The sequence below is a fragment of the Weissella sp. ESL1156 genome (genome assembly GCF_058505625.1).
In genome coordinates, this window is the sequence record NZ_CP196372.1 from 1,489,024 (window position 1) to 1,515,265 (window position 26,242).

At 39.6% G+C, this 26,242-nt stretch carries 19 protein-coding genes, 2 tRNA genes and 3 rRNA genes; 22 read left to right on the forward strand and 2 right to left on the reverse strand.

Annotated features, from left to right (window positions below):
- Nucleotides 1-76 precede the first annotated feature (76 nt).
- The 5 genes from ACSKY2_RS07655 (at nt 77) to rrf (ending at nt 5,202) form a co-directional block, all read left to right on the forward strand.
- A 16S ribosomal RNA gene (locus tag ACSKY2_RS07655) occupies nt 77-1,651 on the forward strand.
- 89 nt (nt 1,652-1,740) lie between these two features.
- Nucleotides 1,741-1,814 (forward strand) — tRNA-Ile (locus tag ACSKY2_RS07660).
- 6 nt (nt 1,815-1,820) lie between these two features.
- Nucleotides 1,821-1,893, forward strand: a tRNA-Ala gene (locus tag ACSKY2_RS07665).
- 202 nt (nt 1,894-2,095) lie between these two features.
- Nucleotides 2,096-5,011 (forward strand): 23S ribosomal RNA (locus tag ACSKY2_RS07670).
- A 74-nt stretch (nt 5,012-5,085) separates the two neighbouring features.
- Nucleotides 5,086-5,202: ribosomal RNA gene (rrf, locus tag ACSKY2_RS07675) — 5S ribosomal RNA — on the forward strand.
- The 16S, 23S and 5S rRNA genes sit together here with 2 tRNA genes alongside, the layout of an rRNA operon.
- A gap of 215 nt (nt 5,203-5,417) precedes the next feature.
- On the opposite strand, the gene ACSKY2_RS07680 is transcribed toward rrf, so the two are convergent.
- Nucleotides 5,418-6,017 (reverse strand): MarR family winged helix-turn-helix transcriptional regulator, encoded by a 600-nt coding sequence (locus ACSKY2_RS07680; protein ID WP_489840392.1) that lies wholly within the window; start codon nt 6,015-6,017, stop codon nt 5,418-5,420.
- A gap of 243 nt (nt 6,018-6,260) precedes the next feature.
- On the opposite strand from ACSKY2_RS07680, the gene metG reads away from it, so the two are divergent.
- From metG to ACSKY2_RS07715, 7 genes are all read left to right on the forward strand, one after another.
- On the forward strand, nt 6,261-8,261 hold the full coding sequence (gene metG / locus ACSKY2_RS07685; protein ID WP_489877346.1) for a methionine--tRNA ligase: 2,001 nt from the start codon (nt 6,261-6,263) through the stop codon (nt 8,259-8,261).
- Nucleotides 8,262-8,349: 88 nt separating this feature from the next.
- Nucleotides 8,350-10,299 carry a cation:proton antiporter gene (locus ACSKY2_RS07690; RefSeq protein ID WP_489877347.1) on the forward strand — a complete coding sequence of 650 codons (1,950 nt, stop codon included), beginning with the start codon at nt 8,350-8,352 and terminating at the stop codon, nt 10,297-10,299.
- 154 nt (nt 10,300-10,453) lie between these two features.
- Nucleotides 10,454-11,275, forward strand: coding sequence for a TatD family hydrolase (locus ACSKY2_RS07695; RefSeq protein WP_489877348.1), 822 nt, complete (start codon nt 10,454-10,456; stop codon nt 11,273-11,275).
- On the forward strand, nt 11,265-11,822 hold the full coding sequence (gene rnmV, locus ACSKY2_RS07700) for a ribonuclease M5 (RefSeq protein WP_489877349.1): 558 nt from the start codon (nt 11,265-11,267) through the stop codon (nt 11,820-11,822). Before ACSKY2_RS07695 ends, rnmV begins: the two co-directional genes overlap by 11 nt.
- Nucleotides 11,822-12,718, forward strand: a complete 897-nt coding sequence (gene rsmA / locus ACSKY2_RS07705) for a 16S rRNA (adenine(1518)-N(6)/adenine(1519)-N(6))-dimethyltransferase RsmA (protein WP_489877350.1) — start codon at nt 11,822-11,824, stop codon at nt 12,716-12,718. The genes rnmV and rsmA overlap by 1 nt, the downstream gene beginning before the upstream one ends.
- A gap of 50 nt (nt 12,719-12,768) precedes the next feature.
- A complete protein-coding gene (locus ACSKY2_RS07710; RefSeq protein ID WP_489877351.1) occupies nt 12,769-14,133 on the forward strand; it encodes a hemolysin family protein in 1,365 nt (454 codons plus the stop codon).
- A gap of 249 nt (nt 14,134-14,382) precedes the next feature.
- Entirely contained in the window at nt 14,383-15,744 is a 1,362-nt protein-coding gene (locus ACSKY2_RS07715) for a hemolysin family protein (protein WP_489877352.1), read from the forward strand.
- Between the two features lie 56 nt (nt 15,745-15,800).
- On the opposite strand, the gene ACSKY2_RS07720 is transcribed toward ACSKY2_RS07715, so the two are convergent.
- The gene (locus ACSKY2_RS07720) at nt 15,801-16,034 is read right to left on the reverse strand and encodes a Veg family protein (RefSeq protein ID WP_489840608.1); all 234 of its coding nucleotides are present in this window, start codon (nt 16,032-16,034) and stop codon (nt 15,801-15,803) included.
- Between the two features lie 335 nt (nt 16,035-16,369).
- Here ACSKY2_RS07720 and ACSKY2_RS07725 point away from each other — a divergent pair, with 335 nt between their 5' ends.
- The 10 genes from ACSKY2_RS07725 (at nt 16,370) to ACSKY2_RS07770 (ending at nt 26,199) form a co-directional block, all read left to right on the forward strand.
- Nucleotides 16,370-16,843: a deoxycytidylate deaminase gene (locus tag ACSKY2_RS07725; RefSeq protein WP_489877353.1), complete on the forward strand. Its 474-nt coding sequence runs from the start codon at nt 16,370-16,372 to the stop codon at nt 16,841-16,843.
- A gap of 15 nt (nt 16,844-16,858) precedes the next feature.
- Nucleotides 16,859-17,815, forward strand: a complete 957-nt coding sequence (locus ACSKY2_RS07730) for a thymidylate synthase (RefSeq protein WP_489877354.1) — start codon at nt 16,859-16,861, stop codon at nt 17,813-17,815.
- Between the two features lie 182 nt (nt 17,816-17,997).
- Entirely contained in the window at nt 17,998-19,329 is a 1,332-nt protein-coding gene (locus ACSKY2_RS07735; protein WP_489877355.1) for an LCP family protein, read from the forward strand.
- A 234-nt stretch (nt 19,330-19,563) separates the two neighbouring features.
- Nucleotides 19,564-20,493 carry a phosphate/phosphite/phosphonate ABC transporter substrate-binding protein gene (locus tag ACSKY2_RS07740; protein WP_489877356.1) on the forward strand — a complete coding sequence of 310 codons (930 nt, stop codon included), beginning with the start codon at nt 19,564-19,566 and terminating at the stop codon, nt 20,491-20,493.
- A 123-nt stretch (nt 20,494-20,616) separates the two neighbouring features.
- A complete protein-coding gene (gene phnC, locus ACSKY2_RS07745; protein WP_489840378.1) occupies nt 20,617-21,381 on the forward strand; it encodes a phosphonate ABC transporter ATP-binding protein in 765 nt (254 codons plus the stop codon).
- 3 nt (nt 21,382-21,384) lie between these two features.
- The gene (gene phnE, locus ACSKY2_RS07750) at nt 21,385-22,167 is read left to right on the forward strand and encodes a phosphonate ABC transporter, permease protein PhnE (RefSeq protein WP_489877357.1); all 783 of its coding nucleotides are present in this window, start codon (nt 21,385-21,387) and stop codon (nt 22,165-22,167) included.
- Nucleotides 22,167-22,961: a phosphonate ABC transporter, permease protein PhnE gene (phnE, locus tag ACSKY2_RS07755; RefSeq protein WP_489840376.1), complete on the forward strand. Its 795-nt coding sequence runs from the start codon at nt 22,167-22,169 to the stop codon at nt 22,959-22,961. Before phnE (ACSKY2_RS07750) ends, phnE (ACSKY2_RS07755) begins: the two co-directional genes overlap by 1 nt.
- A 159-nt stretch (nt 22,962-23,120) precedes the next feature.
- A complete protein-coding gene (locus ACSKY2_RS07760) occupies nt 23,121-24,680 on the forward strand; it encodes a bifunctional metallophosphatase/5'-nucleotidase (protein WP_489877358.1) in 1,560 nt (519 codons plus the stop codon).
- A 344-nt stretch (nt 24,681-25,024) separates the two neighbouring features.
- Nucleotides 25,025-25,753, forward strand: coding sequence for a threonine/serine exporter family protein (locus ACSKY2_RS07765; protein ID WP_489840607.1), 729 nt, complete (start codon nt 25,025-25,027; stop codon nt 25,751-25,753).
- The gene (locus ACSKY2_RS07770; RefSeq protein ID WP_489840374.1) at nt 25,750-26,199 is read left to right on the forward strand and encodes a threonine/serine exporter family protein; all 450 of its coding nucleotides are present in this window, start codon (nt 25,750-25,752) and stop codon (nt 26,197-26,199) included. The genes ACSKY2_RS07765 and ACSKY2_RS07770 overlap by 4 nt, the downstream gene beginning before the upstream one ends.
- Nucleotides 26,200-26,242 lie beyond the last annotated feature (43 nt).

The window sequence follows — 26,242 nt, forward strand, 5'->3', positions numbered from 1 at the left end:
TTGCGAAGTCAATTCGCTAGTAAATTCGTTTAACTTCTGTTAAACAACAAAAAACAATGAGTTATACTCAAACTTTTAAAATGAGAGTTTGATCCTGGCTCAGGATGAACGCTGGCGGCGTGCCTAATACATGCAAGTCGAACGCTTTGTCTTTAAATGAAATGACGAGCTTGCTCAGATTTGATTTTATCTGACAAAGAGTGGCGAACGGGTGAGTAACACGTGGGTAACCTACCTCTTAGCAGGGGATAACATTTGGAAACAAGTGCTAATACCGTATAATACCAACAACCGCATGGTTGTTGGTTGAAAGATGGTTCTGCTATCACTAAGAGATGGACCCGCGGTGCATTAGCTAGTTGGTAAGGTAAAGGCTTACCAAGGCCATGATGCATAGCCGAGTTGAGAGACTGATCGGCCACAATGGGACTGAGACACGGCCCATACTCCTACGGGAGGCAGCAGTAGGGAATCTTCCACAATGGGCGCAAGCCTGATGGAGCAACGCCGCGTGTGTGATGAAGGGTTTCGGCTCGTAAAACACTGTTATAAGAGAAGAACGGCACTGAGAGTAACTGTTCAGTGTGTGACGGTATCTTACCAGAAAGGAACGGCTAAATACGTGCCAGCAGCCGCGGTAATACGTATGTTCCAAGCGTTATCCGGATTTATTGGGCGTAAAGCGAGCGCAGACGGTTATTTAAGTCTGAAGTGAAAGCCCTCAGCTCAACTGAGGAATGGCTTTGGAAACTGGATGACTTGAGTGCAGTAGAGGAAAGTGGAACTCCATGTGTAGCGGTGAAATGCGTAGATATATGGAAGAACACCAGTGGCGAAGGCGGCTTTCTGGACTGTAACTGACGTTGAGGCTCGAAAGTGTGGGTAGCAAACAGGATTAGATACCCTGGTAGTCCACACCGTAAACGATGAGTGCTAGATGTTCGAGGGTTTCCGCCCTTGAGTGTCGTAGCTAACGCATTAAGCACTCCGCCTGGGGAGTACGACCGCAAGGTTGAAACTCAAAGGAATTGACGGGGACCCGCACAAGCGGTGGAGCATGTGGTTTAATTCGAAGCAACGCGAAGAACCTTACCAGGTCTTGACATCCCTTGCTAATCCTAGAAATAGGATGTTCCCTTCGGGGACAAGGTGACAGGTGGTGCATGGTTGTCGTCAGCTCGTGTCGTGAGATGTTGGGTTAAGTCCCGCAACGAGCGCAACCCTTATTATTAGTTGCCAGCATTCAGTTGGGCACTCTAGTGAGACTGCCGGTGACAAACCGGAGGAAGGTGGGGATGACGTCAAATCATCATGCCCCTTATGACCTGGGCTACACACGTGCTACAATGGCATATACAACGAGTCGCCAACCCGCGAGGGTGCGCTAATCTCTTAAAGTATGTCTCAGTTCGGATTGTAGGCTGCAACTCGCCTACATGAAGTCGGAATCGCTAGTAATCGCGGATCAGCACGCCGCGGTGAATACGTTCCCGGGTCTTGTACACACCGCCCGTCACACCATGAGAGTTTGTAACACCCAAAGCCGGTGGGGTAACCTTTTAGGAGCCAGCCGTCTAAGGTGGGACAGATGATTAGGGTGAAGTCGTAACAAGGTAGCCGTAGGAGAACCTGCGGCTGGATCACCTCCTTTCTAAGGAAAATCGGAAACCTACACAATCAACGAAACGATATTTAGTTTTGAGTGATTTACACTCAATGAAGACAGAGAGTCGAATCTCTGGGACTGTAGCTCAGCTGGTTAGAGCGCACCCCTGATAAGGGTGAGGTCGGAGGTTCGAGTCCTCTCAGTCCCATGATATGGGGAATTAGCTCAGCTGGGAGAGCGCCTGCTTTGCAAGCAGGAGGTCATCGGTTCGATCCCGATATTCTCCATCGCAACCAAACGGTTGCTTATTAGTTCTTTGAAAACTGAATCATAATTGTAAATTTTTAAATTCATTTCAATTGATATTAATCAATTAAATTGAGCCGAAAAAATACACCGCGTAATTTTTTGAGTTTTTTAAATCAGTTTAAAATCGCTTGTGACCATTGAGTCACAATACTCAAACGAAATCATCAACGAGAGTTGATCGGTTAAGTTATTAAGGGCGCATGGTGAATGCCTTGGCACTAGGAGCCGATGAAGGACGGGACTAACACCGATATGCCTCGGGGAGCTGTAAGTAAGCTATGATCCGGGGATTTCCGAATGGGGGAACCCAACTTGTGATGCAAGTTATCGTTCAATGAATACATAGTTGAACGAAGGTAGACGTTGTGAACTGAAACATCTCATTAGCAACAGGAGAAGAAAGAAAAATCGATTCCGTCAGTAGCGGCGAGCGAACGCGGAGGAGCCCAAACCAGTGTGCTTGCACACTGGGGTTGTAGGACTACCGTTGTGGAGTTACAAATTTGTTTATTAGCAGAAGCAGCTGGGAAGCTGAGCGAAACAGGGTGATAGCCCCGTATGCGAAAGTAAGCAAACTCCCGTGTAGGATCCTGAGTACGGCCGGACACGTGAAATCCGGTCGGAAACTGCGAGGACCATCTCGTAAGGCTAAATACTCCCTAGTGACCGATAGTGAACCAGTACCGTGAGGGAAAGGTGAAAAGCACCCCGGAAGGGGAGTGAAAAAGTTCCTGAAACCATGTGCCTACAACAAGTTAGAGCCCGTTAATGGGTGATAGCGTGCCTTTTGTAGAATGAACCGGCGAGTTACGATAACATGCAAGGTTAAGGTGGAAAGACCGGAGCCGTAGCGAAAGCGAGTCTGAAATGGGCGTTCGAGTATGTTGTTGTAGACCCGAAACCAGGTGACCTACCCATGTCCAGGGTGAAGGTGCGGTAAAACGCACTGGAGGCCCGAACCCGTACATGTTGAAAAATGTTGGGATGAGGTGTGGGTAGCGGTGAAATTCCAATCGAACTTGGAGATAGCTGGTTCTCTCCGAAATAGCTTTAGGGCTAGCCTCGGAAGATAGCGTGTTGGAGGTAGAGCACTGTTTTGGTGCGGGGCCCATCTCGGGTTACTAAATTAAGATAAACTCCGAATGCCAATCACGTATGTCCGGGAGTCAGACAGTGAGTGATAAGATCCATTGTCGAAAGGGGAACAGCCCAGATCGTCAGTTAAGGTCCCTAAGTGTGTGTTAAGTGGAAAAGGATGTGAAGTTGCATAGACAACTAGGATGTTGGCTCAGAAGCAGCCACCATTTAAAGAGTGCGTAATAGCTCACTAGTCGAGTGATTCTGCGCCGAAAATGTACCGGGGCTAAACACACCACCGAAACTACGGGTGCCACATCAGTGGCGCGATAGGAGAGCGTTCTAAGGGCGATGAAGTCAGACCGTGAGGACTGGTGGAGCGCTTAGAAGTGAGAATGCCGGTATGAGTAGCGAAAGACAGGTGAGAATCCTGTCCACCGTATGACTAAGGTTTCCTGGGGAAGGCTCGTCCTCCCAGGGTTAGTCGGGACCTAAGGCGAGGCCGAAAGGCGTAGTCGATGGCTAACAGGTTGAGATTCCTGTACCAGGTGAACATGTTTGAACAATGGAGGGACGCAGAAGGCTAACAGAACCCAGCAGTTGGAAAAGCTGGGTCAAGCAATGAGTCTGAGAGTGAGTCAAATGCTTGCTGTCATAAGGATAAGTTGTGATGAGGACCGAAATCAAGTAGGGAAGTCTGTGATGTCACGCTGCCGAGAAAAGCTTCTAGTTAGTGTTTACCTGCCCGTACCGCAAACCGACACAGGTAGTTGAGGAGAGCATCCTAAGGTGAGCGAGTGAACTCTCGTTAAGGAACTCGGCAAAATGACCCCGTAACTTCGGGAGAAGGGGTGCTCAGCGCAAGCTGAGCCGCAGTGAATAGGCCCAGGCGACTGTTTATCAAAAACACAGGTTTCTGCAAAATCGTAAGATGACGTATAGGGGCTGACGCCTGCCCGGTGCTGGAAGGTTAAAAGGAGTGCTTAGCTTCGGCGAAGGTACGAATTGAAGCCCCAGTAAACGGCGGCCGTAACTATAACGGTCCTAAGGTAGCGAAATTCCTTGTCGGGTAAGTTCCGACCCGCACGAAAGGCGTAACGATCTGGGCGCTGTCTCAACGAGAGACTCGGTGAAATTTAAAGACCCGTGAAGATGCGGGTTACCCGCGACAGGACGGAAAGACCCCATGGAGCTTTACTGTAGCTTGATATTGAGTGTTTGTGCAGCTTGTACAGCATAGGTAGGAGCCGTAGAAATCGGGACGCTAGTTTCGATGGAGGCAAACGTGGGATACTACCCTCGTTGTATGAACACTCTAACTCACACCACTAAGCGTGGTGGAAGACAGTGTCTGGCAGGCAGTTTGACTGGGGCGGTCGCCTCCTAAAAGGTAACGGAGGCGCCCAAAGGTTCCCTCAGAATGGTTGGAAATCATTCGCAGAGTGTAAAGGCACAAGGGAGCTTGACTGTGAGACTTACCAGTCGAGCAGGTACGAAAGTAGGGCTTAGTGATCCGGTGGTTCCGCATGGAAGGGCCATCGCTCAACGGACAAAAGCTACCCTGGGGATAACAGGCTTATCTCCCCCAAGAGTCCACATCGACGGGGAGGTTTGGCACCTCGATGTCGGCTCATCGCATCCTGGGGCTGTAGTCGGTCCCAAGGGTTGGGCTGTTCGCCCATTAAAGCGGTACGCGAGCTGGGTTCAGAACGTCGTGAGACAGTTCGGTCCCTATCCGTCGCGGGCGTAGGAAATTTGAGAGGAGCTGCCCTTAGTACGAGAGGACCGGGGTGGACGTACCACTGGTGTATCAGTTGTTCCGCCAGGAGCATCGCTGAGTAGCTATGTACGGATGAGATAAACGCTGAAAGCATCTAAGTGTGAAACTCGCCTCGAGATGAGATTTCCCATTCAGTAATGAAGTAAGACCCCTCAAAGATGATGAGGTAGATAGGCTAGAAGTGGACGTGCGGTGACGCATGGAGCGGACTAGTACTAATGGTTCGAGGACTTAACCAAGTAGCAAGTGGTGTAAGGCAAAAAAGCAATTATGATTCAGTTTTGAGGGAACTAAGTTCACTCAATTAGAAACGTGTCGTGATGATGGCACTGAGGTCACACCTGTTCCCATACCGAACACAGCAGTTAAGCTCAGTTACGCCGAAAGTAGTTGGAGGATCGCCTCCTGCGAGGATAGGACATTGCGATGCAAATGAAAGAACTCACAATTGGTTGCGGGTTCTTTTTTTGTCGATAAGAATTGATAAACTATTTCAATGTCTTTCAAAAGACAGTTGGCTTACTGATAATAATCAGACAATTGAAACAAAATTAATTTTGTTAAATTGAAAAGCAGGTTAGAAAATTTGGAAAATTTTCTAACCTGCTTTATTTTTTAAGCACTTATATGTTATGTGTAGATTTTTTAATTAAAAAAAGATCGTGATTCATTGTTAAATCGTTCACGGAAATGATGTGGATGACCATGTCGATGTGCGTGTTCAGCTTCTAACATATGAGAGCGAGCACGCCCAAAACGGGTACTCATCTTATCAAAGTGAGCCCAACGTTCGTCATCACCAAAAACTTCTTGTAGTTGTTTCTTAAATTCATCACTTTCACTGTTCTTAACAAGACGTGTTAAGTAGTCGTTAAAATTAACGAGCTCGTCTTCTGTAAAGTCTTTAAATAAGAGATTTTGTAATGAATCACTCGTGACATCACTTTCTTTGAGGTTTTCACGACCTTTATCAGTTAATCTGAGATAACTAATGCGCGAATCTTCATCAGACTTTTCTCGATTCACCAGGCCACCTTCTTCTAACTTTTTAATAATTTGTGTTACACTAGAAGGCTTAATATCAAAAGCCTCTGATAGATAGCTTGCTGTGACATTTTCTGTTGTTGACAAAATTTTTAAGGTAGCAAATGATTTATCATGATGTTGTGCGATTTTTGTAGAAAAGATGATGTATGGATGACGAGAAATCATCAAAATATTTTTAATAATAGTGTCTTTATGCATTGTGTAATCCTCCAATTAATATTTATTATTTAGTTAGTTAATATATTAACTTACTAAATAATAAACTTATATCGTTAGTTTGTCAAATTTCAAACTAACTAAATATAACTATTTATCAGAAACTGCTGATATTTTTGATTTTTCAGCGAGAAACGCTAAATTTTGCTATAATTATTGTCAGACAAACAATATAGATACTAAAATATACATTCTACTCATCTGTAGGATGGGAGGTAATAATTAATGGCAGAACAAAAGACTTTTTACATCACAACACCAATCTACTATCCATCTGGTAAATTGCACATTGGTAATACATACACAACTGTACTTGCTGACGCTGCTGCACGTTATCACCGATTGTTGAATGAAGATGTGTATTTTCTAACAGGAACCGATGAACACGGTCTAAAAATTGAACAAAAGGCCGAAAAACTAAACGTTTCACCACAAGAATACGTTGATAAGATGGCTGCAGATATTAAAAAATTGTGGTCTGAACTTGAGATTAGTAATGATGGTTTTATTCGTACAACAGATGACTATCATGAAAAAGCAGTTCAAAAGATCTTTCAAAAATTTTTAGATCAAGGTGATATTTATAAAGGTCAGTATGAAGGTTGGTACTCTGTTGATGATGAAGAATATTTTACTGAATCACAATTAGCAGAGGTTTATCGTGATGATGACGGTCATGTCATTGGTGGCAAAGCACCTTCAGGTCATGAAGTTGAACTGGTTAAAGAAGAGTCATATTTTTTCAAGATGAGTAAGTATGCTGACTGGCTACTTGATTATTACAAGTCACATCCTAATTTCATTCAACCTGCTGCGCGGATGAATGAAATGATTAAGAATTTTATCGAACCGGGGTTAGAAGATTTGGCAGTCACCCGTACAGCATTCAATTGGGGTGTGCCAGTTGCTTCAGATCCAGATCATGTGGTCTATGTTTGGATTGATGCGCTATCTAACTATATTACAAAGCTCGGTTATATGTCAGATGATACAACAATGTTTGATAAGTACTGGCCAGCAAATGTTCATTTAGTTGGTAAGGAAATTGTTCGTTTCCATACAATTTATTGGCCAATTATGTTGCATGCATTAGGGCTGCCATTACCTGAAACAATTGTTGGCCACGGTTGGTTAACGATGCGTGATGGTAAAATGTCAAAGTCAAAGGGAAATGTTGTTTACCCTGATACGTTGGCAGATCGCTATGGGATTGATGCGGTTCGTTACTATCTACTACGTGCAATGCCATTTGGGAACGATGGTATTTTTACACCTGAAGACTTTGTGTCAAAGTTAAATTATGACTTAGCAAATGATCTGGGTAATTTGTTAAATCGTACAGTTGCGATGATTAATAAATATGAAGGTGGTGTGATTCCAGAATTACATACTGGATTGACTGACTTTGATCGCGAGTTAGTACAAACGGCACAAGATACGATTGCAACGTACAATGCGAATATGCAATCAATGCATACAGCAGATGCATTAGCTGCAATTTGGCAATTGATTTCACGAGCAAATAAGTATATTGATGAGACAACACCATGGACGTTGGCAAAGGATGATAGTAAAACTGATGTGTTGGCATCAGTTATGGCTCATTTAGCAGCAGCATTACGAGTTGTAGCCATTCTACTACAACCAATTCTGACACAAGCACCTCGCAAAATTTTCCAACAATTAGGACTGACAGAATCAAATGTTCAAATTGTTGATCTACGCTTTGAAGATTTGCCAACTGGTGGCAAAGTTGTTGAAAAGGGACAGCCAATTTTCCCACGAGTAGATGTTGAAGCTGAAGTTGCTTATATTCGTGATAACATGACGGGTCAAGGTGGTAAACAGACACGTTCAAGTACTAATCCTAAGGCACCTAAGAAGGTCATGACAAAAGAAGAAATCGTTTTTGATGATTTCGACAAGGTCGAATTACGTGTCGCTGAGATCAAGGAAGTTTCTGAAGTTGAGAAGTCTAATAAATTATTACGTTTTAAGTTAGATGATGGTTCAGCTGATGGTCGAACAATTTTGTCAGGTATTAAAAAGTTTTATCCAGAGTATGGTGAACTAGTTGGTAAGAAAGTTGCTTACGTTGCTAATTTGAAGCCACGTAAGATGATGGGGGAATTATCTGAAGGAATGTTACTTTCCGCTGAAAAAGATGGTAAAGTGACCTTATCAATATTGCCAGATGAGATTGAAGCAGGTTCAGAGCTAGGTTAATGGTTCAACATGAACAGTGTTAAGGGATTGGGAAGATATTCTCAATCCCTTATTTATTGAAGAAGACAGGCGGCGAGGAGGAGGTCGTATGACGATTTTTTATGCATTAGCATATATTTGTGCCACAATCATTATTGCTAATTTTTTGACACAAGCTTTTCCAAAAATACCACAAGCTTTGTGGCAAATTGCTGGCGGTATTTTGTTAGCTAGTTTACCAGTGGTGAATAAATATGTCATTATGTTAAATCCAGAATGGTTTATGATGTTGGTTATTGCACCGCTATTATTTTATGAAGGGCAACGTACACAAGCACGACTAATTTCAAAACATTTTCGATCAATTGTTGCATTAGCTGGTGTTTTAGCAGTGTTAACGGTGGTTGTTTTGATGATTTTTGGTCATGTTGTGATTGGTTGGGCATTACCATTTGCATTAGCGTTAGCAGCCATTGTGACGCCAACAGATGCAACAGCATTAGAATCAGTGACGAATGGCTTGGCTATGCCAAAAAACATTAAAAGATCATTGAACTTGGAATCATTATTTAATGATGCAACGGGTTTAGTGATTTTAGAGTTGGCCATTTTATGGATGAATACTGGTAAATTTTCATTTCTTCATGGTTTCGGCGAATTTATAATTGTTGCTTTAGGAGGCGTTATTGCTGGTGGTGTGGCAGGATTTATATTTATCTATTTACGCCAGCATTTATTGAAAGCAGAATTTGATGACACGGTATCCCATATATTACTATACTTCTTGACGCCAATTATTGTTTATGGCATTGCCGAGCATGGCTTTGGTGTATCAGGAATTATTGCTGTTGTCGTTATGGGCGTTCTATCTAATGTAGAACAACAGCATACAAAGTTTATGGCACCAAAGTTAAATCATTTAACCATAGAACTGACAGATATTATTTCACAAATTTTGAATGGTGTGGTGTTTGTCTTATTAGGAACATCTTTGGTGCGTGTGGCAAAAGTTTATATTCGGCAGCCAATGAGAACTTGGCTGGTATTACTAGGTATTGGTGTGTTGTTATATATTGTGATGACAATCTTCCGGTACTTTGCGATGCAATATAGTAAACATTTGGATAGTCCACAACGTGTCAAACGTGATAGTTTTGTCTTTGCAATTGGTGGTGTTCATGGTGCTGTGACGATGTCGATGGCATTTTCTCTACCGCTAACTTTAACTAATGGCGCAGCTTTCACAGAAAGAGATGCGTTGTTATTAATTGCAGCAACAGTCATTATTATGAGTTTGTTAGTACCTGTTATTGGGTTACCGAAAGTATTAAAGCGGATAATGCCTGATTATGACGATGAAACATATAATCAAGCACACACCAGCATGGTGAATGCAGCAATCGCTTATGTCGGTGATTCTGATTCATCTGAGATGACAAAACATAACGTGATGCAACAATTAAAAGACCAGCTTGGCTATGGTGATGCACAATTAGATGATGCCACACGTAAACAAGCTTATCGTACCTTGTATGAAGTGGCGGATCAGGCGATGATTACAGCTATTGATAGTGGTGAGGTTTCTAATGAAGCATTGACGATTTATAATCGGATGCAGTCATTCCAAAATGGGTTTGGTAAAATTGGTAAGCAGCGCTTTCGAGTTTGGCAACGCCTGGTAAAACGTTTATTTCAGAGACAGTCGGTGCATGTTAAAAAAATGCAACCACGGAATCATGTTGCTGCTGTTGATGAAATTTTGTCGATTATTAATGTAGCAATGACGGAGTATATGAATCATTTACCAAAAGAAAATGATCAGCCACGACAATTAATTGCTTTGCGGAATGCATATACGCAGCAACAGGCACTTTTACAACATCAAAAAGCAAATTCTGCAGATGAGCAAACGGTCTTATTAGCTGCCTTACAAGTTGAACTGAATTATATACAAGAACGTCGTTTACAAGGTGATTACCATCCTAGTTTATTAAAGTCGTTATATGATGAAGTCATTAGTGCACAGGGGATTACTTTAGCAAATAATATAGAAGAATAATATTTGTCTAATCATAGGTAATCTGTGTGTTTGCATGTTATGCTTAATATACTGGTATTAATGAGTTCTTTTGGTGTTTTTAAAAAATACTTGCTAAAATAATAAAAATTAAAAAAAATAATGCATAAATAATAAGGATAAAAGAGGACTGAACATGTCAATTTATAATTCAGGAAAACGACCATCAAATGGTTATGATACGCATACACATTTAAATGATGATACGTTTTGGCATGATGTCGCAGCTTATTGGGCTCGTGCGCGTGAGTTTCGGATTGTTGAGATGAACATTGTTGGTTTTGATATCCAATCTAATGAACGGGCTATTCAATTGGCACATGAATTTGAGGGGATGCACGCTATTATTGGTTGGCAACCGGAAGATATTGCGCAAATCAATGATAAAGCACTAGCAATTTATCGTGAACAATTAAAAGATGATGCCGTGATTGGTGTTGGAGAGACGGGATTAGATTACTATTGGGATGAAAATCCATCATCAACAGATCAAAAGCGTGCTTTTCAACAACAATTGGATTTAGCACACGAATTTAAATTACCAGTAACGGTGCATACACGCAGCGCAATCAAGGATACGTATCATTTGCTAAAAGAAGCTCATGTTGAAGAATTTGGTGGCGTGATGCATTCATTTACGGGTACGCCCGAAGAAACACAGCAATTTATTGACTTGGGGATGTATATTTCATTTTCAGGGATCGCAACTTTTAAGAATGCCAAAGAAGTACAAGAGACCGTGAAATCAGTGCCACTAGATAAATTATTGGTTGAAACGGATGCGCCTTACTTGGCACCAACACCAATGCGGGGCAAGCCAAACGAGCCAATGTATGTTCATTATACAATAGAACATATTGCTGATTTATTGGGAAAAACCTATAACGAAATTGCTGAAATAACAACAAATAATGCCCATCGCTTATGGCATTTAGATCAACAGACTAATGAAAATTAAAGAAGTGATTGTTGTCGAAGGACGGGCAGATACGGAAGCCTTACGGCATGCGGTGATAGCGGATACAATTGAAACAAATGGTTCAGCATTGAGTGAACAAACGATTGCAGCGATTAAACAAGCAGCAAAAACACGGGGCATCATTGTCTTTACTGATCCTGATTTTAATGGTGAGCGATTAAGAAAATTAATTAGTACAGCTGTCCCTGATGCCAAGCATGCTTTTTTAACGAAAGATGAAGCAGGGCGTCAGATTAAACATCATAGTTTAGGTATTGAGTATGCGACACCGGCAGTGTTGCGTATGGCACTTCAGTCAGTCTACACAGCACCAACTAAAACCATGCAATCAGATATTTCGTTGTCGGATTTACGGCAATGGGGCTTAATGGCAGGCCGTGATGCAGCAAAACGACGTGAATATGTGGCTGAAAAAATGGGCTTAGGTTATGTTAACGGTAAACAATTAATGAAACGCCTAACGATGTTTGGTATTAAGAAACAAGAACTCTTACAAATTTTACGGAAAATAGATGAGGAAAAATAATGACAGATGTGCCAGATATTGCGACGCCGATGCGGACGCAGGCCATTATGAATAGTTTTGGTATTAATACAAAAAAATCTTTGGGTCAAAATTTTTTGACAGATATTAATATTTTGAAAAATATTGTTGCCGCTGGAGATGTTCAACCAACAGATAATGTGATTGAAATCGGACCAGGTATTGGTGCTTTAACTGAGCAGCTGGCTCGGGCAGCAAAGGAAGTCTTAGCATTTGAAATTGATGATCGTTTGATACCAGTGCTGGAACATACTATGGCACCTTATGATAATGTCAAAGTTATTAATCAAGACATTTTAAAAGTAAATTTGGCAGAGGCGATTCAGCAACATTTTAGTGATCCAGATGCTCCGTTGAAATTAGTTGCAAACTTGCCTTATTACATCACAACACCAATTTTAATGCAGGTACTGCAATCAGAAGTAACATTTGCAAATATCGTTGTGATGATGCAAAAAGAAGTGGCCGATCGCTTGTCTGCAGAGGTGGGGACAAAAGATTACGGTGCATTAACATTAGCTGTGCAATATCGTATGCATGCGACCTTAGCGTTTACGGTCTCACGAACGGCATTTGTGCCAAACCCAAATGTTGATTCAGCGATTATTTCATTAACACCACGCGAACCTTTACAAACATTGCCACATAACGAAAAGCAATTATTTAATTTATTCAAAATTGGTTTTACGATGCGTCGTAAGACATTGTGGAATAATTTAATGACAGCTTTTGGTAAAGATGATGAAATGAAAGTGAAGTTAACTAACGCATTAACGTTGATTGACTTAGATCCACGGATTCGTGCAGAAAAATTATCGTTGGAACAATTTATCATATTGCATAATGCTTTAGTTGAATCAGGTGTGTACAGTAAGTAACGCCATTTGGTATAATTAAAATTATAACCAATTTTGAAAGAAGGTATGTCATGGATTCCGGTCCGTCTATTATCACTAATCTGGTGATTATCATTGTTATTTTGTTGTTAGCTGTTTTGTTCACTTTAACGGAGTATTCATTGGTTAAAGTACGTCCTAGTTCTTTGCGTGCGCTACAAGAAGCACGTGAGAAGCCTTCAGGTAAGATTTCTCATGCATTGAATATGTTGGACCATCTATCAGAATATCTATCAACAGCACAAGTTGGTATTACATTAACATCATTGATTTTAGGTTGGTTAGGTGAAAACTTTATTGCCACTTTGATTATCAATGCAAATATTTTGCCAGCTGCTATTGCACATAGTGTCGCATCAATCGCTGCTATTTTAATTTTTACGTTTATACATGCTGTATTTACTGATTTGGTACCTAAAAATATCGCCATTGATCAGCCTGTCAAAATATTATTAGCGATCGTTCGACCTGTTATGTTTTTTCATGTGATTTTATACCCATTAATTTGGTTGTTTGATCGTGCGGCCGCTTTCTTTACTAAGATTTTGGGATTTGACGCCCATCCTAATGAAGATATTTATTCCGAGGCTGAAATTTTATCTTTATCCAGAGATGCTGCTGATGCAGGGGAACTTGATGAAGAAGATTTAACGTTTATGACGCGTGCATTTGCCATGAATGACAAAGAAGCAATTGATATTATGATTGATCGTACGCAACTGACGGTTGTGAATGTCACAGATTCTATTGCAGATGCTTTGAATTTGTATTTAGAAGAAAAGTTTTCACGAATGCCAGTTGTTGCAGATAATGATAAAGATAAGATTCTTGGCTATGTCTTTTCATATGATTTGGTTCGTCAAGGACGAATCAGTCCAAATGCGTCAATTCGTACCGTATTACGTAACTTACCAACGGTTTCTGAAACGCAACCAATCACAGAAGTCTTACAAGAGATGATTGAACATCGTGCACCAATCGTTGTTGTAAAGGATGAGTTTGGTGGGACATCTGGTATTGTGACTGATAAAGATATTTATGAAGAATTATTTGGGTCAGTTCGAGATGAAATTGACGATGTCGCTGATGATTTAGTCGAAAAAATGGGCTCAGATACTGCTGGTAATATGCACTATAAAGTATCTGGTAAGATGACGTTATATGACTTTGAACGTTTCTTTAAGACAGAAATTAAATCTTTTGAAGAGTCGGAAAAAGTCACGTTAACTGGTTATGTCTTGGATGAGCATCCAGATTTCCATGTTGGCCAAGCAATTCACATTGCTAATTTTGAGATTACAGCGCTTGATTTTAAGGATGCTTATATCGAAGAGTTTGAGGTGGTTGCTCTACCTGCTACGGAAATTGATACATCAGACGATGCTGATAATAATTAATGATAAAGAGAATAAACATTAACCTCGTTTGATTGCATCATTCGATAGTCTAATAAATAAAATACAAGAAAGGTATCAAATTCCAATGTTTTGGAGAATTTGATGCCTTTTAAAATAAAAACGTTTGCTAAGCATGATATATTGAAGTAACTCAAATTAGATGAGACTGATTAGGTATGTCTCTAAATATAAAAAATTTGATATAATATGTTTAATTAGTGTCATTATATTTGAAAGTAGGAAATTAATTTGAGTGAAGGAAGATTGATTATATCAATCATTGTAATAATTTTAGTATTAATGTTTGCAGCATTATGTGTTTCTGCTGAATTTGCTTTGGTTAAAGTGCGTCGTAGTGCCTTAGTTGAATTACAAGAAGCTCGTGAAAAGCCATCACGTAAAATTGCTGCGACCATTCATATGGTTGATAATCTAAATGAATATCTCTCAACAACCCAGGTTGGTATTACGGTCACCGGTTTAGTCTTAGGTTGGATGGGTGAAGAAACAATTGCGCACCTGTTATTGGCAGGTGGTGTTTTGAAAGAAATGACAGGAACGAGTGCTGCAGCGATTGCATCAATTGTGGCGTTGATTCTGTTGACGTATATTGAAGTGGTATTAACTGAGTTGGTACCTAAAAATGTTTCGATTGAATTTCCAGTTAAAGTGGCACTGTTCGTTTCTGGTCCTTTACGACTATTTCACGTTTTGTTTTACCCATTTGTCTGGTTACTCAACAAGTCAGCGACTGGTGCAACTCATTTAATGGGTTTGCGGACAGCGTCTGAAGATAATGAAGTTTATTCAGAAGCCGAAATATTGAACTTATCACGTAATGCAGCTAGATTTGGTCAGTTACAAAATGAAGATTATGTCTTTATGGAACGTGCTTTTGAAATGAATGATAAAGTTGTTAACGATATTATGATTGATCGTACGCAGCTGTTAGTTGTCGATGTGACGGATAGTATTGAAGATGCGCTACATGCTTATTTTGAAACAAAACATTCACGATTTCCTGTCGTTGCTGATGGAGATAAAGATAAAATATTGGGTTATATTTTTAATTATGATATTATGCGCCAAGTAGAAGTCGACCGAACAGCATCGATTCGTAAGATTATTCGTAATATGCCAACAGTTCCAGAAAATATGCCAATTCAAGATGTTTTGAAATTAATGATTTCAAAGCGGACCCCTATGATTGTTGTAAAAGATGAGTATGGTGGTACATCAGGCATCGTAACGGATAAGGATATTTACGAGGAATTATTTGGTTCAGTGCGTGATGAAGTTGACTGGGTGGTTGATGACTTAGTTGAAAAGCTTGGTTCTGATGATAAGCAACAGATGCATTATAAAGTATCTGGTAAAATGACCGTTTATGATTTTGAACGATATTTTAAAACAGATATCCATGCTTTTGATAAATCAGATATGGTGACATTGACAGGATTTATTATTGAACAGTTCCCTGATATTAATGCAGGCGATACGATAGAATTAGAAAATTTTGCGATTACACCATTAGATTTTAAGGATGCATATATTAACGAATTTGAAGTGGTGCGTTTAGCAAAGCAAGATCAACATACGAATGAATCATAAAATAAAAGCGCTGATTATAACAATGTGATGTCATTATAATCAGCGCTTTTAATATATTAATCGAAATCAATTTCAATGTTTTCTGTCAAAATGTCGGTGTAGCTAAATGAAGCACGATCAAATTCGTGACCATCTTGTTCTAGATCAAGAACGAAAACTGAACGGAAGGTATTGCGAACGATTGCTTGGTGTTCAATGGTGCGGTGACGACTTTCGTGGGTTGTCAAAGTAATTTGTTCACCGATGTGTGCATCTAATTGTTGCTTAATTTCTGCTAATGCTGCAGGCATAAGAACTCCTCTCATGGGGCACCCCCATAGCCAGCGACAAATGAAATCGCTGCGTGAATTGTGAATGTTATTCTAAAAATAGATAAACCAAAGTTAATATCATTTTAACATAAATGAAATTTAAAATCAATCTTGCCTATGTCTACTTTTTGCAACAGTAAATTCAAAAAAATAGTAGCTATTTTAACATGTTTTTGGTATATAAAAAGGTCATTAAATAAATGTAGCAGGTACTATTAGATATTTTCGGTATTTCATAAAATTCAAGCCTTTTCATTGGAAGGTATCCTTGCTAATATTAGGAACAACTAGGACATATGAAGAGGGGTTAAAAAATGAAAGATGAACGTATTACTTGGGATAAATATTTTATGCTTCAGGCGATCATCTTAGCTGCACGTAGTACTTGTACCCGACTACATGTCGGCGCAGTAGTTGTGAAAGATGGGCGCATCATTGCAAGTGGTTATAATGGTTCTGTGTCAGGTACGCCCCATTGTACGGAAGTTGGTGATCTAATTGTCGATGGCCATTGTATTCGAGCGGTACATGCTGAACAAAATGCGTTAATGCAATTAGCAAAGATGGGAATTAGTGCTGATGGTGCGCAAGTATTTGTGACCGATTTTCCATGTGTGCATTGCACAAAATTATTGCTTCAAGCAGGTATTGTGAAGATTAATTATTTACGAAACTATCATAATGATGATTTTGTCGCAGATTTATTACAAGCAAAGCAAGTTGAGATTGAACAAATTAAAGTCGGATCAAGTGACTTACAGAAAATTGATTTCGAATCATATTTATAGAAAGGATATCATCGTATGAGTAAAAATGAACAGGGTTATTTAGATTTAGCACAGGATATATTGAACAATGGTGCTATCAAAGAAGATCGTACTGGGACTGGCACGCGATCAGTTTTTGGTCGTCAGTTACGGTTTGATATGAACGAGGGCTTTCCTTTACTGACAACAAAACGAGTGCCTTTTGGATTGATTAAGAGCGAATTATTGTGGTTTTTGCGCGGTGATACAAATATCAAATTTTTATTAGAACATAAAAATCATATCTGGGATGAATGGGCGTTTAAGAATTGGATCGAGTCTGTTGAATATGATGGCCCTGATATGACTGATTTTGGTCGTCGCTCGTTGGTGGATAAGGATTTTAAAGCACAGTATGACGAACAACACACGATCTTTGTTGATCGCATTTTAAATGATGATGAATTTGCGCAAAAATATGGTGAATTAGGTGATGTTTATGGTGCACAGTGGCGCCATTGGCGTCGGGTACAAGGTGGATTTATTGATCAAATTCAGGATGTTATCACACAAATAAAACAAAATCCGAATTCACGGCGATTGATTGTGACAGCATGGAATCCTGAAGATGTTCCCACCCAAGCTTTGCCACCTTGTCATACGTTGTTCCAATTTTATGTTGCAGATGGTAAATTGAGTTTACAATTGTATCAACGTTCAGCAGATGTTTTTTTAGGTGTGCCATTTAATATTGCCTCGTATTCACTGCTACTTCATATGATCGCTGCACAAACAGGATTAGAACCAGGTGAATTTATTCATACTTTTGGTGACACGCACATCTATTCAAATCACATTGAACAAGTGAAGGAACAGTTGCAACGTGATATGCGACCATTACCAACAATAACATTAAATCCTGAAGTTAAAGACATTGCTGACTACACGATGGCGGATATTAAATTGCACGACTATGATCCACACGCCAGCATTAAAGCGCCAGTGGCTGTTTAAAAAGATAAATTAGAATTGACTTCTTAATTTTGATTGATGATTATATCTACCAAATTTAAAATTATGGTATGATAGACAAGTTACTATAAGCTTTGTCAAAGGAAATTTTTGTAAACTCATAAGGGTTATTTTTTTAGAGTGTAACATATAATCAATTATTGAAGTTAAGAGAGGAGATGCTCATGGATAATGAGCCACAAACTCGATCGGCTCGTCGTGAAGCTGAGAATAAAGAAATTAAGCGGCGGAAACGCACAGGCGGACCACGTGGCAATAAAGCGCCACAGTCGGGGGAACCACGTAAGCATCCAATCCGTAATGCTATTTTACTAGTCGTTGCGTTGATTGTGTTAGCTGTTGGGGTGATGTTTGGTATTGCTTACAATAATACAAAAAGTGCAATTGATAATTCTTATCAAGGAACAGGATTAACGAAATCACGAAATGTTTCTAGCGTCATAAAAAATGGTAAGCCATTTTCTATTTTATTGTTGGGAACCGATACCGGAGAACTCGATCGAACATATAAAGGACGTACTGATTCTTTGATGTTAGTGACAGTTAATCCCAAAAAGGAAAAAGTAACGATCATGTCGTTACCACGTGATTCTGTTATTGCGCCAATTGGCTATGAAAATCAATTCCCACAAAAGCTAAATGCAGCTTATGAGTTTGGATCAGCAAAGACAACCATTCAAACGATTCAAAAGTGGTTGAATGTCCCAATTGATTATTATGCCTTGGTTAATATGGGTGGTTTGGAGAAAGTTATTAATCAGATTGGTGGTGTACAGGTCAAGTCACCATTAACATTTGGTTATAATCCATATACTGCACATAATACGGGTGATGTTATTTATAACTTTACTAAAGGATCTTCTACGTTTACATTAACAAAGAGTGGATCAACAAAGACTTATACAAAGATGAATGGTGCTGCTGCGTTAGCATTTTCACGAATGCGTTATGATGATCCACAAGGTGATTATGGTCGTCAAGCACGACAACGATTGGTTTTGCAAGCAATTGTTAAAAAAGCAAAGAGTAATCCAACAACTTTGATTAACCAAAAGTTCTTGAGTACCATTTCGGACTCAACCAAAACAGACTTAACTTTTGGTGATATGTTGACGATTGCGTCAAAGTATCTCAGTGCGACAAAAACAATCAAAACAGATCATGCACAAGGGACTGAGGTGACCTTAACTTCAGGTTCTTCAGAGTTAATTACACAAAGTGAAAAGCAACGTGTCACAAATATTTTGAGGTCATCATTAGGCCTAAAGCATAAGAAAACAGGATCACTTTATGGTGGTCATGTTGCGGAATCAACATTAACGGCAAATGGATTACCATCAGAGAATACGTCTTCTTCAACGAATACAACGACTAGTACTGCGGGTACGTATGGCACAACTAGTGATAGTACATATGGTACTACTGGTGCTGGCAATTACGGCGGTGGTGCGACTATGGATCCAAATGGTGTTGCAGGCGCAGGTGTTGGTTATTAACAAATATCATACAAAAGACATCAGTCAAATGTTAGACGGATGTCTTTTTTTGTAGGGGTTTTGATTAAAACACGAACAATTAATTGGTACAAACCAATTAGATAAAACGTTTTACAATAAAAGTGAACGATATAAATCATTGACGTTTTTAACGTTCGTTGATATTATTTAAGTAACCTTTAAGCATAACTATACATAGCGTGTATCAGACAAACATTAAGGAGTATAAAGGGCATGTTTAAGAAAATTGTAGCGGGAGCCACTGTCGCAATGTTAGCAACAACTGTTGTATCAGCGATACCAGCAGTTAATGCGGACGCAGCTTCAAAAGTTGATTTGAAAGAGTTGAACGTACAATTCGTACCTTCATCACAAGCAGATACGATCCAGGCAAAGGCTAAGCCATTGGAAAAGTTGTTGAAGAAGCAATTAGGTATTCCAGTTCACGTTACGATCTCAACTGATTACAATACAGTTGTCGAAGCAATGGGATCAGGCAAGGTTGATATGGGCTTCTTGCCACCTGATCCTTATGTGCAAGCACATAAGCAATATGGCGCAAAAGTTATTTTGCAGTCACAACGTTATGGTATCAACGATAAGAAAAATGATGGTTCTGATACTGACAAGTTAGTTGATTACTATCGGGCACTGGTTGTTGTCAAGAAGGATTCAAGCATTAAGAATGTTAAAGATTTGAAGGGCAAGAAGATTGCTGTTCAAAATCCAACGTCAGATGCTGGTTACATTTTCCCTGTTGTTGATTTGAACAAGAAGGGCATGAATGTTGTTAAGAATTCTAAACTAGTCACGGTTAAGGGACATGATCAAGGAATTATCTCAGTCGTTAATGGTGATACAGATGCTGCGTTTGTCTTTGATGATGCTCGTAACCTTGTTAAAAAGGATAATCCTAATGTCTTTAAAGATACACGTGTACTAGCTTACACAGCAAAGATTCCTAACGATACCATTACATTGCGTAAGGGTATCTCAAAGGCTGATACAAAGACCATTCAAAAGGCAATGATCAAGGTATCAAAGACAGCTAAGGGTAAGCAAGTTATGAAGGATGTTTACAGTTGGGCTGGTGTTTCAAAGTCAAAGGATTCAAACTTTGACACAGTTCGTAAGTATCAAAAGCAAGTTGAAAACATTAACTAAAAATCTATCATAAGCATATCTAAAAGCGAGCCCTGTCATAAACCATCATGACAAGACTCACTTTAATACATATTTGAAAATATATAATCTTTTTCGGGTTATATAGGATAGGATGGCATAATTATGGCTAATGGTGCAGGCACCATAAAAATTAATAATGTTTCTAAGATTTACCCTAATGGGACCATTGGATTGGATCATATTAATCTGGATATACAGTCAGGCGAATTTGTCGTGATTGTTGGTTTATCTGGTGCTGGTAAGAGTACATTATTAAGAGCAATCAATCGACTTCATGATGTGAGCGAAGGCGAAATTTTACTCGATGGCGTTGATATTACGAAAGCTAAAGGCAAGCAATTACGGGAACAACGACGTAATATTGCGATGATTTTCCAAAATTTTAACTTAGTAAAACGAGCAACCGTTGCACGTAATGTGTTAGCTGGTCGAGTAGGGTATTATTCAACCTTCAAAAGTACTTTTGGCTTATTTTCTAAGGAAGATAAAGAAAAAGCGGCTGCTACTTTGGATCGTGTCAATATGTTGGATAAATATTATATACGTGCAGATGAGTTATCTGGTGGGCAACAACAACGTGTTGCGATTGCCCGTTCAATGATGCAATCGCCAAATATTGTTTTAGCCGATGAACCAATTGCCTCACTTGATCCAAAAACAACAAAAATGGTGATGGATGATTTGCAACATCTGAATGATATGGGGATGACAGTTGTTGTTAATTTGCACAGTGTGTCATTGGCGATGGCGTATGCAACGCGAATTATTGGGCTACGTGGTGGTCAATTAGTTTATGATAAACCAATTGCTGAAGTCAACGCAGATGATTTCGATGGTATTTATGCTGAAGCGGGAGATGAGGAGTAAGCTATGAACGCAACTTTACCTGAACGCCAATTCAGTGAAAAGTGGCATGTTAAGGGCATTTTGTCTGTCCTCCTATTTGTCCTCATTTTTATTGGATCGGGTTATAAAACTGGCGCAACTGCAAACTTTAGTTGGGATCAATTTTGGCAATTATTGATTCGTATGATGCACCCAGATTGGACATTTATTTCTTCAATTATTACACCGATTGCACAAACGATTCAGATGGCACTTGTTGGGACCTTATTAGGGACAATTATTGCTGTACCATTTAGTTTGTTAGCAGCACGAAATATCGTTAAAAATACTTATTTACGCGGGATTATTCGTTTCTTTTTGAATTTGGTTCGCGCGTTACCAGATTTGTTGTTAGCGGCTGTTTTTGTTGCCATTGTCGGCATTGGACCAATGGCTGGTGTTGGTGCATTGACAATTTTTAGTTTTGGGATGATTTCTAAATTGTTCTACGAAGCGATTGAAACGATTGATGATGGACCAATTGAGGCACTCACTTCGGTTGGTGCGAATGGCATTCAGAAAATTGTTTTCGCTGTTATACCACAGGTGATGAATCAATTTTTAAGTTATTTTCTATATACATTAGAAATTAATGTCCGTGCCTCTACCGTACTTGGTTATTTAGGTGCCGGTGGTGTCGGTTTGTATTTGGATCAAACTTTATCGTTATTCCGTTACGATCGTACGGCAGTTGTTATTTTAGCAATTTTGGTAGTTGTTATTGTCGTTGATGGTATTTCAAATCGACTACGGGAGGCGTTGGCATAATGCAAAAAATTCAACGAAATCCGTGGCAAAAGTATGGTCCATGGATCATAACGATCTTAGTTGTGTTAATCTTTGTTTGGGCTTTTTCAGGTATTCCACTATCAACTGTGAAACCACAGGCGGTGGCGGTGACTAAGTCGATTATTCATGGTTTGTTCCATCCAGACTGGTCGTATGTTTATACTGGGGATGGTGAAGATTTGGTTAGTGCTTTGATTGAGACATTAGCCATTGCGTTCCTTGGAACATTTATTTCAGCTATTCTAACATTACCCTTTGCCTTTTTGGCCGCTCGAACGAAGAAAGGTTTCTTCACACCACGTTCGACGATTGGAAAATTAATTTTAACAATTATTCGAGTCTTTCCAGAAATTGTTTTGGCCATTATGTTTATTAAAGCAGTTGGACCAGGCGCTTATGCTGGTGTTTTGGCTGTTTCGATTCATTCCATTGGAATGTTAGGAAAATTGTTTTCGGAAGCAATTGAAAATATTGATCGTGGTCCGAACGAAGCAATTATCGCAGCGGGTGGCTCAGCTTTAGATGGACTGACTTTAGCAACCATTCCCGCTGTCATGCCAGAGTTTATGAATTATACACTTTACCGCTTTGAAATTGCGGTTCGCTCGGCTGCCATATTGGGAATTGTTGGTGCTGGTGGTATTGGTGCACCATTGATTTTTGCGCTACAGACGCGCCAGTGGTCTAAAGTTGGTATCATATTGTTAGGGATTATCGTGATGGTGACGGTGATTGATTTCTTATCTGGTCAATTACGTAAGCGTTTAGTTTAATGATGAAACTAATATGAATGAAATAGTGTATTGAGGAGATTTAAAGCAATGGGCATTGCGACGATCTTTTGGTACACGTCTAAGAGCTAGCGATCTACCAAATAAAGGGTTAGATTGCTGGCCCTTTCAGTTTAAAGTGATTAAGTAAGGGAGAATAACATGCAAGTAGCAATACTTTCAACGTCGGATGTGCACGGCTACATTCGGGCAGATGATTTTCGACGGCCATTATCAAATGATGGTCTTGGTCTAACGAGGGCAGCAACGATCATTGGTCAGTATAAGCAACAAGCTAAAACAGCAGGCGACGTTGTTTTAACCATTGAAAATGGTGATTTTATTCAAGGGTCACCGCTAACAAATTATATTGAAAAAGTAACACCTGATCAGGTAGACATTTATCAACAATTAGCTGATGAAATTGGTTATGATGTTCGAATCTTAGGTAATCATGAATTTAATTTTGGGCGAACATATATTGAAAAGGTCTTTGCGACAACACCTAATTTGTTAAATGCCAATATACTAGATGAACAGACGCAACAACCTTTTGTAGGGCAGGCATACAAAATTTTTGATCGGGCAGGTATTAAGATTGGGGTAATTGGCTTAACGACACAATTTATTCCACATTGGGAGCAGCCTGCTCATATTACAGGATTATTGTTTGAGGATCCGGTTGTTGCTGCCAAAAAATTGATTAAAGAGTTACGGCCACAAGTTGACGTTCTTGTGTTAGCTTATCATGGCGGTTTTGCGGAAGATTTGCAAACGGGTAAGCCAATAGAACGTGTTACGTCTGAAAATCAAGGTTTTCAACTACTACAATTATCAGGTGTTGATGCACTTGTCACAGGGCATCAACATCGTGAAATTGCAGAGGTTGTTCATGGTGTACCGACAACCCAACCAGGTTATCGTGGTGACCATGTTGGATTGATGACGATTACTCTAGATGATAAGAAACACCGTACGGCAGCTACTGCAGAATTATTGACGACTGGTACTGTACCAGAACGGCAAGATATTGTGACAACAATTGACCCATTACAAAAGCAAGTCAATGCTTGGTTAGACACACCAGTGGGTTATGTCGGAGACAATATGACCATTACTGATCATTTTGCAGCACGGTTGCATAATCACCCATTTATTGAACTAGTCAATCGCGTTCAAATGGCAGCAACGGGAACGCAAATCTCTAACACCGCGCTATTCAATAATGAAGTTCGGGGGTTAATGAATGCGGTAACACAACGTGATATTATGACAAATTATATTTTTCCGAACACATTAGTAGTTGAAAAATTAACGGGTCAAGATATAAAAGATGCCTTAGAGGTTAATGCGCGATATTTTAAGCTTGATGACACAGAACAACCAGCAATCAATCCATTGTTTACGACACCAAAAGTACAACATTATAATTATGATATTTGGAGTGGTATTGACTATACAATTGATATTCGTCGACCAATGGGTGATCGTGTTGTTGCAGTACGAAAAGATGGTCAAGCGCTTGACATGACAGCAACTTATGAAGTAACGATGAATAATTATCGTGCAGGTGGTGCGGGTAACTTCCCAATGTTTTCGATGACTAAAGCCGTTCGAGAAGTACAACGTGAAACAGCTGACTTAATCGGCGAATATATCATGGATCATCCAAAGATTCAGATTGCACAGCCAACTAATTTGCAGGTTATTTGGCAAGATTAAATCAATATTCATTAAAAAATGTTTTGACCAGGGTGATGGACATGACACTCAGAAAAAATGATATTTGTGTTGATTTATGAACGATGTTATTGCCATCGGCATGTTCGTGCTAGCTTTGCTGAATTTGTGATAACGATGACCAAGTAAGATGAGATGATAAAACATTTAAAGACCTGGTAGCCAAATTTTGTTGGCTATTAGGTCTTTAAATAGCGTGATAACAAATAAATAGTTGCTATAAAATACTTTGTTGACATGCTATGATTTATTTACGAAATCAATGTTTTTGGGAGGTAAAAAATGTGGTCAAAGAAAAATTAGATCATATTATTGATGTGTGTGGTATGGTTGCAAGAATTTTACTTGAGAACGGTGCTGAAACGACTCGAGTAGAATCAACCATTACTTACATTGGTAAAGCTGCTGGGATTGGTTTAAATTGCCATGCAACGATGACGGCTATTTTTATTAGTACCGAAAATGGGGCAACCACGCACTTGGTTAAGCCGAATATTTCATCTTTTAATTTACAAAAAGTAGATGAGATTAATACGCTGTCACGACAATTCTCAGCTCATGAAATCGATTTTAGTGAATTGGCACGTAAAGTACAGCTAATTGATCATAAAGTCATTGATTTTACTTGGCCACAAAAAATTATTGGTGCCGGATTTGTTTCAGTGGCGCCAATGTTACTTTTTAAAGCCACATGGTCTGATTTAGCATGCGCTTTTTTAATCGGTATTTTAGGTTATCTTGCTGCACAGTGGGGAAATCAACAGGCAACAGCACCTTATTTTAGTGCCATTGTTGGGGGCTTTGTCATTAGTTTGCTGGCAACTTTTTTACAACGTATTGGCATAGCCGATAGTGCTGCTAATATTATGATTAGTGCGTTAATGCCTCTTGTACCGGGGGTACCATTGACTAACTCTTTGCGTGAAATGATTGATCGAGACATTATTTCTGGTTTGGTACGTGGTGTCGATGCGATGATGATTGCTGGTTCAATTGGCATTGGTGCCATTGTTGGTAGTTTTATCGTCCATTTTGTAATGGGAGGTATCTCATGACATTTTTATGTGGCTTTATTTTTAGTTTTCTATCAACAGTTGGTTTTGGTATTATTACGAATGTGCCCCGTCGTGTTTTATTATCTGCCGGTATCACAGGCGCTTGTGGATGGACAGTGTATTTATTCACTGTGCAGATGACCCCCAATATTATTTTACAAAATTTTTTAGCGGCCTTAACGATTGGTCTCTTGGGTAACGTTGCAGCTATTTTAATGAAGGCACCGGTTAATATGATTTATGTGCCTAGTTTAGTATCATTAGTACCAGGTATTATTATCTATACAAGTTTAAAAGAATTTACGCTAGGTCATTATTTAAATGCCGGTCGTCATTTGATCAAAACGTTGGTCATTGCGTTGGCGATTGATATTGGTTTTGCGATTGCGGAATCTCTATTTAGGAGGATGCTACGTCCCCGCTTGAAAGCGATTAACAAAAAGTGACCGTTAAAATTAAGAGGCACCCAATCAGGTTGTTTACAGCGAT

Excerpts from the sequence above, each read along its gene's own strand:
- ACSKY2_RS07680 (WP_489840392.1), bottom strand. The coding sequence starts at position 6,017 with ATGCATAAAGACACTATTATTAAAAATATTTTGATGATTTCTCGTCAT.
- metG (WP_489877346.1), top strand. The coding sequence starts at position 6,261 with ATGGCAGAACAAAAGACTTTTTACATCACAACACCAATCTACTATCCA.
- ACSKY2_RS07690 (WP_489877347.1), top strand. The coding sequence starts at position 8,350 with ATGACGATTTTTTATGCATTAGCATATATTTGTGCCACAATCATTATT.
- ACSKY2_RS07695 (WP_489877348.1), top strand. The coding sequence starts at position 10,454 with ATGTCAATTTATAATTCAGGAAAACGACCATCAAATGGTTATGATACG.
- rnmV (WP_489877349.1), top strand. The coding sequence starts at position 11,265 with ATGAAAATTAAAGAAGTGATTGTTGTCGAAGGACGGGCAGATACGGAA.
- rsmA (WP_489877350.1), top strand. The coding sequence starts at position 11,822 with ATGACAGATGTGCCAGATATTGCGACGCCGATGCGGACGCAGGCCATT.
- ACSKY2_RS07710 (WP_489877351.1), top strand. The coding sequence starts at position 12,769 with ATGGATTCCGGTCCGTCTATTATCACTAATCTGGTGATTATCATTGTT.
- ACSKY2_RS07720 (WP_489840608.1), bottom strand. The coding sequence starts at position 16,034 with ATGCCTGCAGCATTAGCAGAAATTAAGCAACAATTAGATGCACACATC.
- ACSKY2_RS07725 (WP_489877353.1), top strand. The coding sequence starts at position 16,370 with ATGAAAGATGAACGTATTACTTGGGATAAATATTTTATGCTTCAGGCG.
- ACSKY2_RS07730 (WP_489877354.1), top strand. The coding sequence starts at position 16,859 with ATGAGTAAAAATGAACAGGGTTATTTAGATTTAGCACAGGATATATTG.
- ACSKY2_RS07735 (WP_489877355.1), top strand. The coding sequence starts at position 17,998 with ATGGATAATGAGCCACAAACTCGATCGGCTCGTCGTGAAGCTGAGAAT.
- ACSKY2_RS07740 (WP_489877356.1), top strand. The coding sequence starts at position 19,564 with ATGTTTAAGAAAATTGTAGCGGGAGCCACTGTCGCAATGTTAGCAACA.
- phnC (WP_489840378.1), top strand. The coding sequence starts at position 20,617 with ATGGCTAATGGTGCAGGCACCATAAAAATTAATAATGTTTCTAAGATT.
- phnE (WP_489877357.1), top strand. The coding sequence starts at position 21,385 with ATGAACGCAACTTTACCTGAACGCCAATTCAGTGAAAAGTGGCATGTT.
- phnE (WP_489840376.1), top strand. The coding sequence starts at position 22,167 with ATGCAAAAAATTCAACGAAATCCGTGGCAAAAGTATGGTCCATGGATC.
- ACSKY2_RS07760 (WP_489877358.1), top strand. The coding sequence starts at position 23,121 with ATGCAAGTAGCAATACTTTCAACGTCGGATGTGCACGGCTACATTCGG.
- ACSKY2_RS07765 (WP_489840607.1), top strand. The coding sequence starts at position 25,025 with ATGGTTGCAAGAATTTTACTTGAGAACGGTGCTGAAACGACTCGAGTA.
- ACSKY2_RS07770 (WP_489840374.1), top strand. The coding sequence starts at position 25,750 with ATGACATTTTTATGTGGCTTTATTTTTAGTTTTCTATCAACAGTTGGT.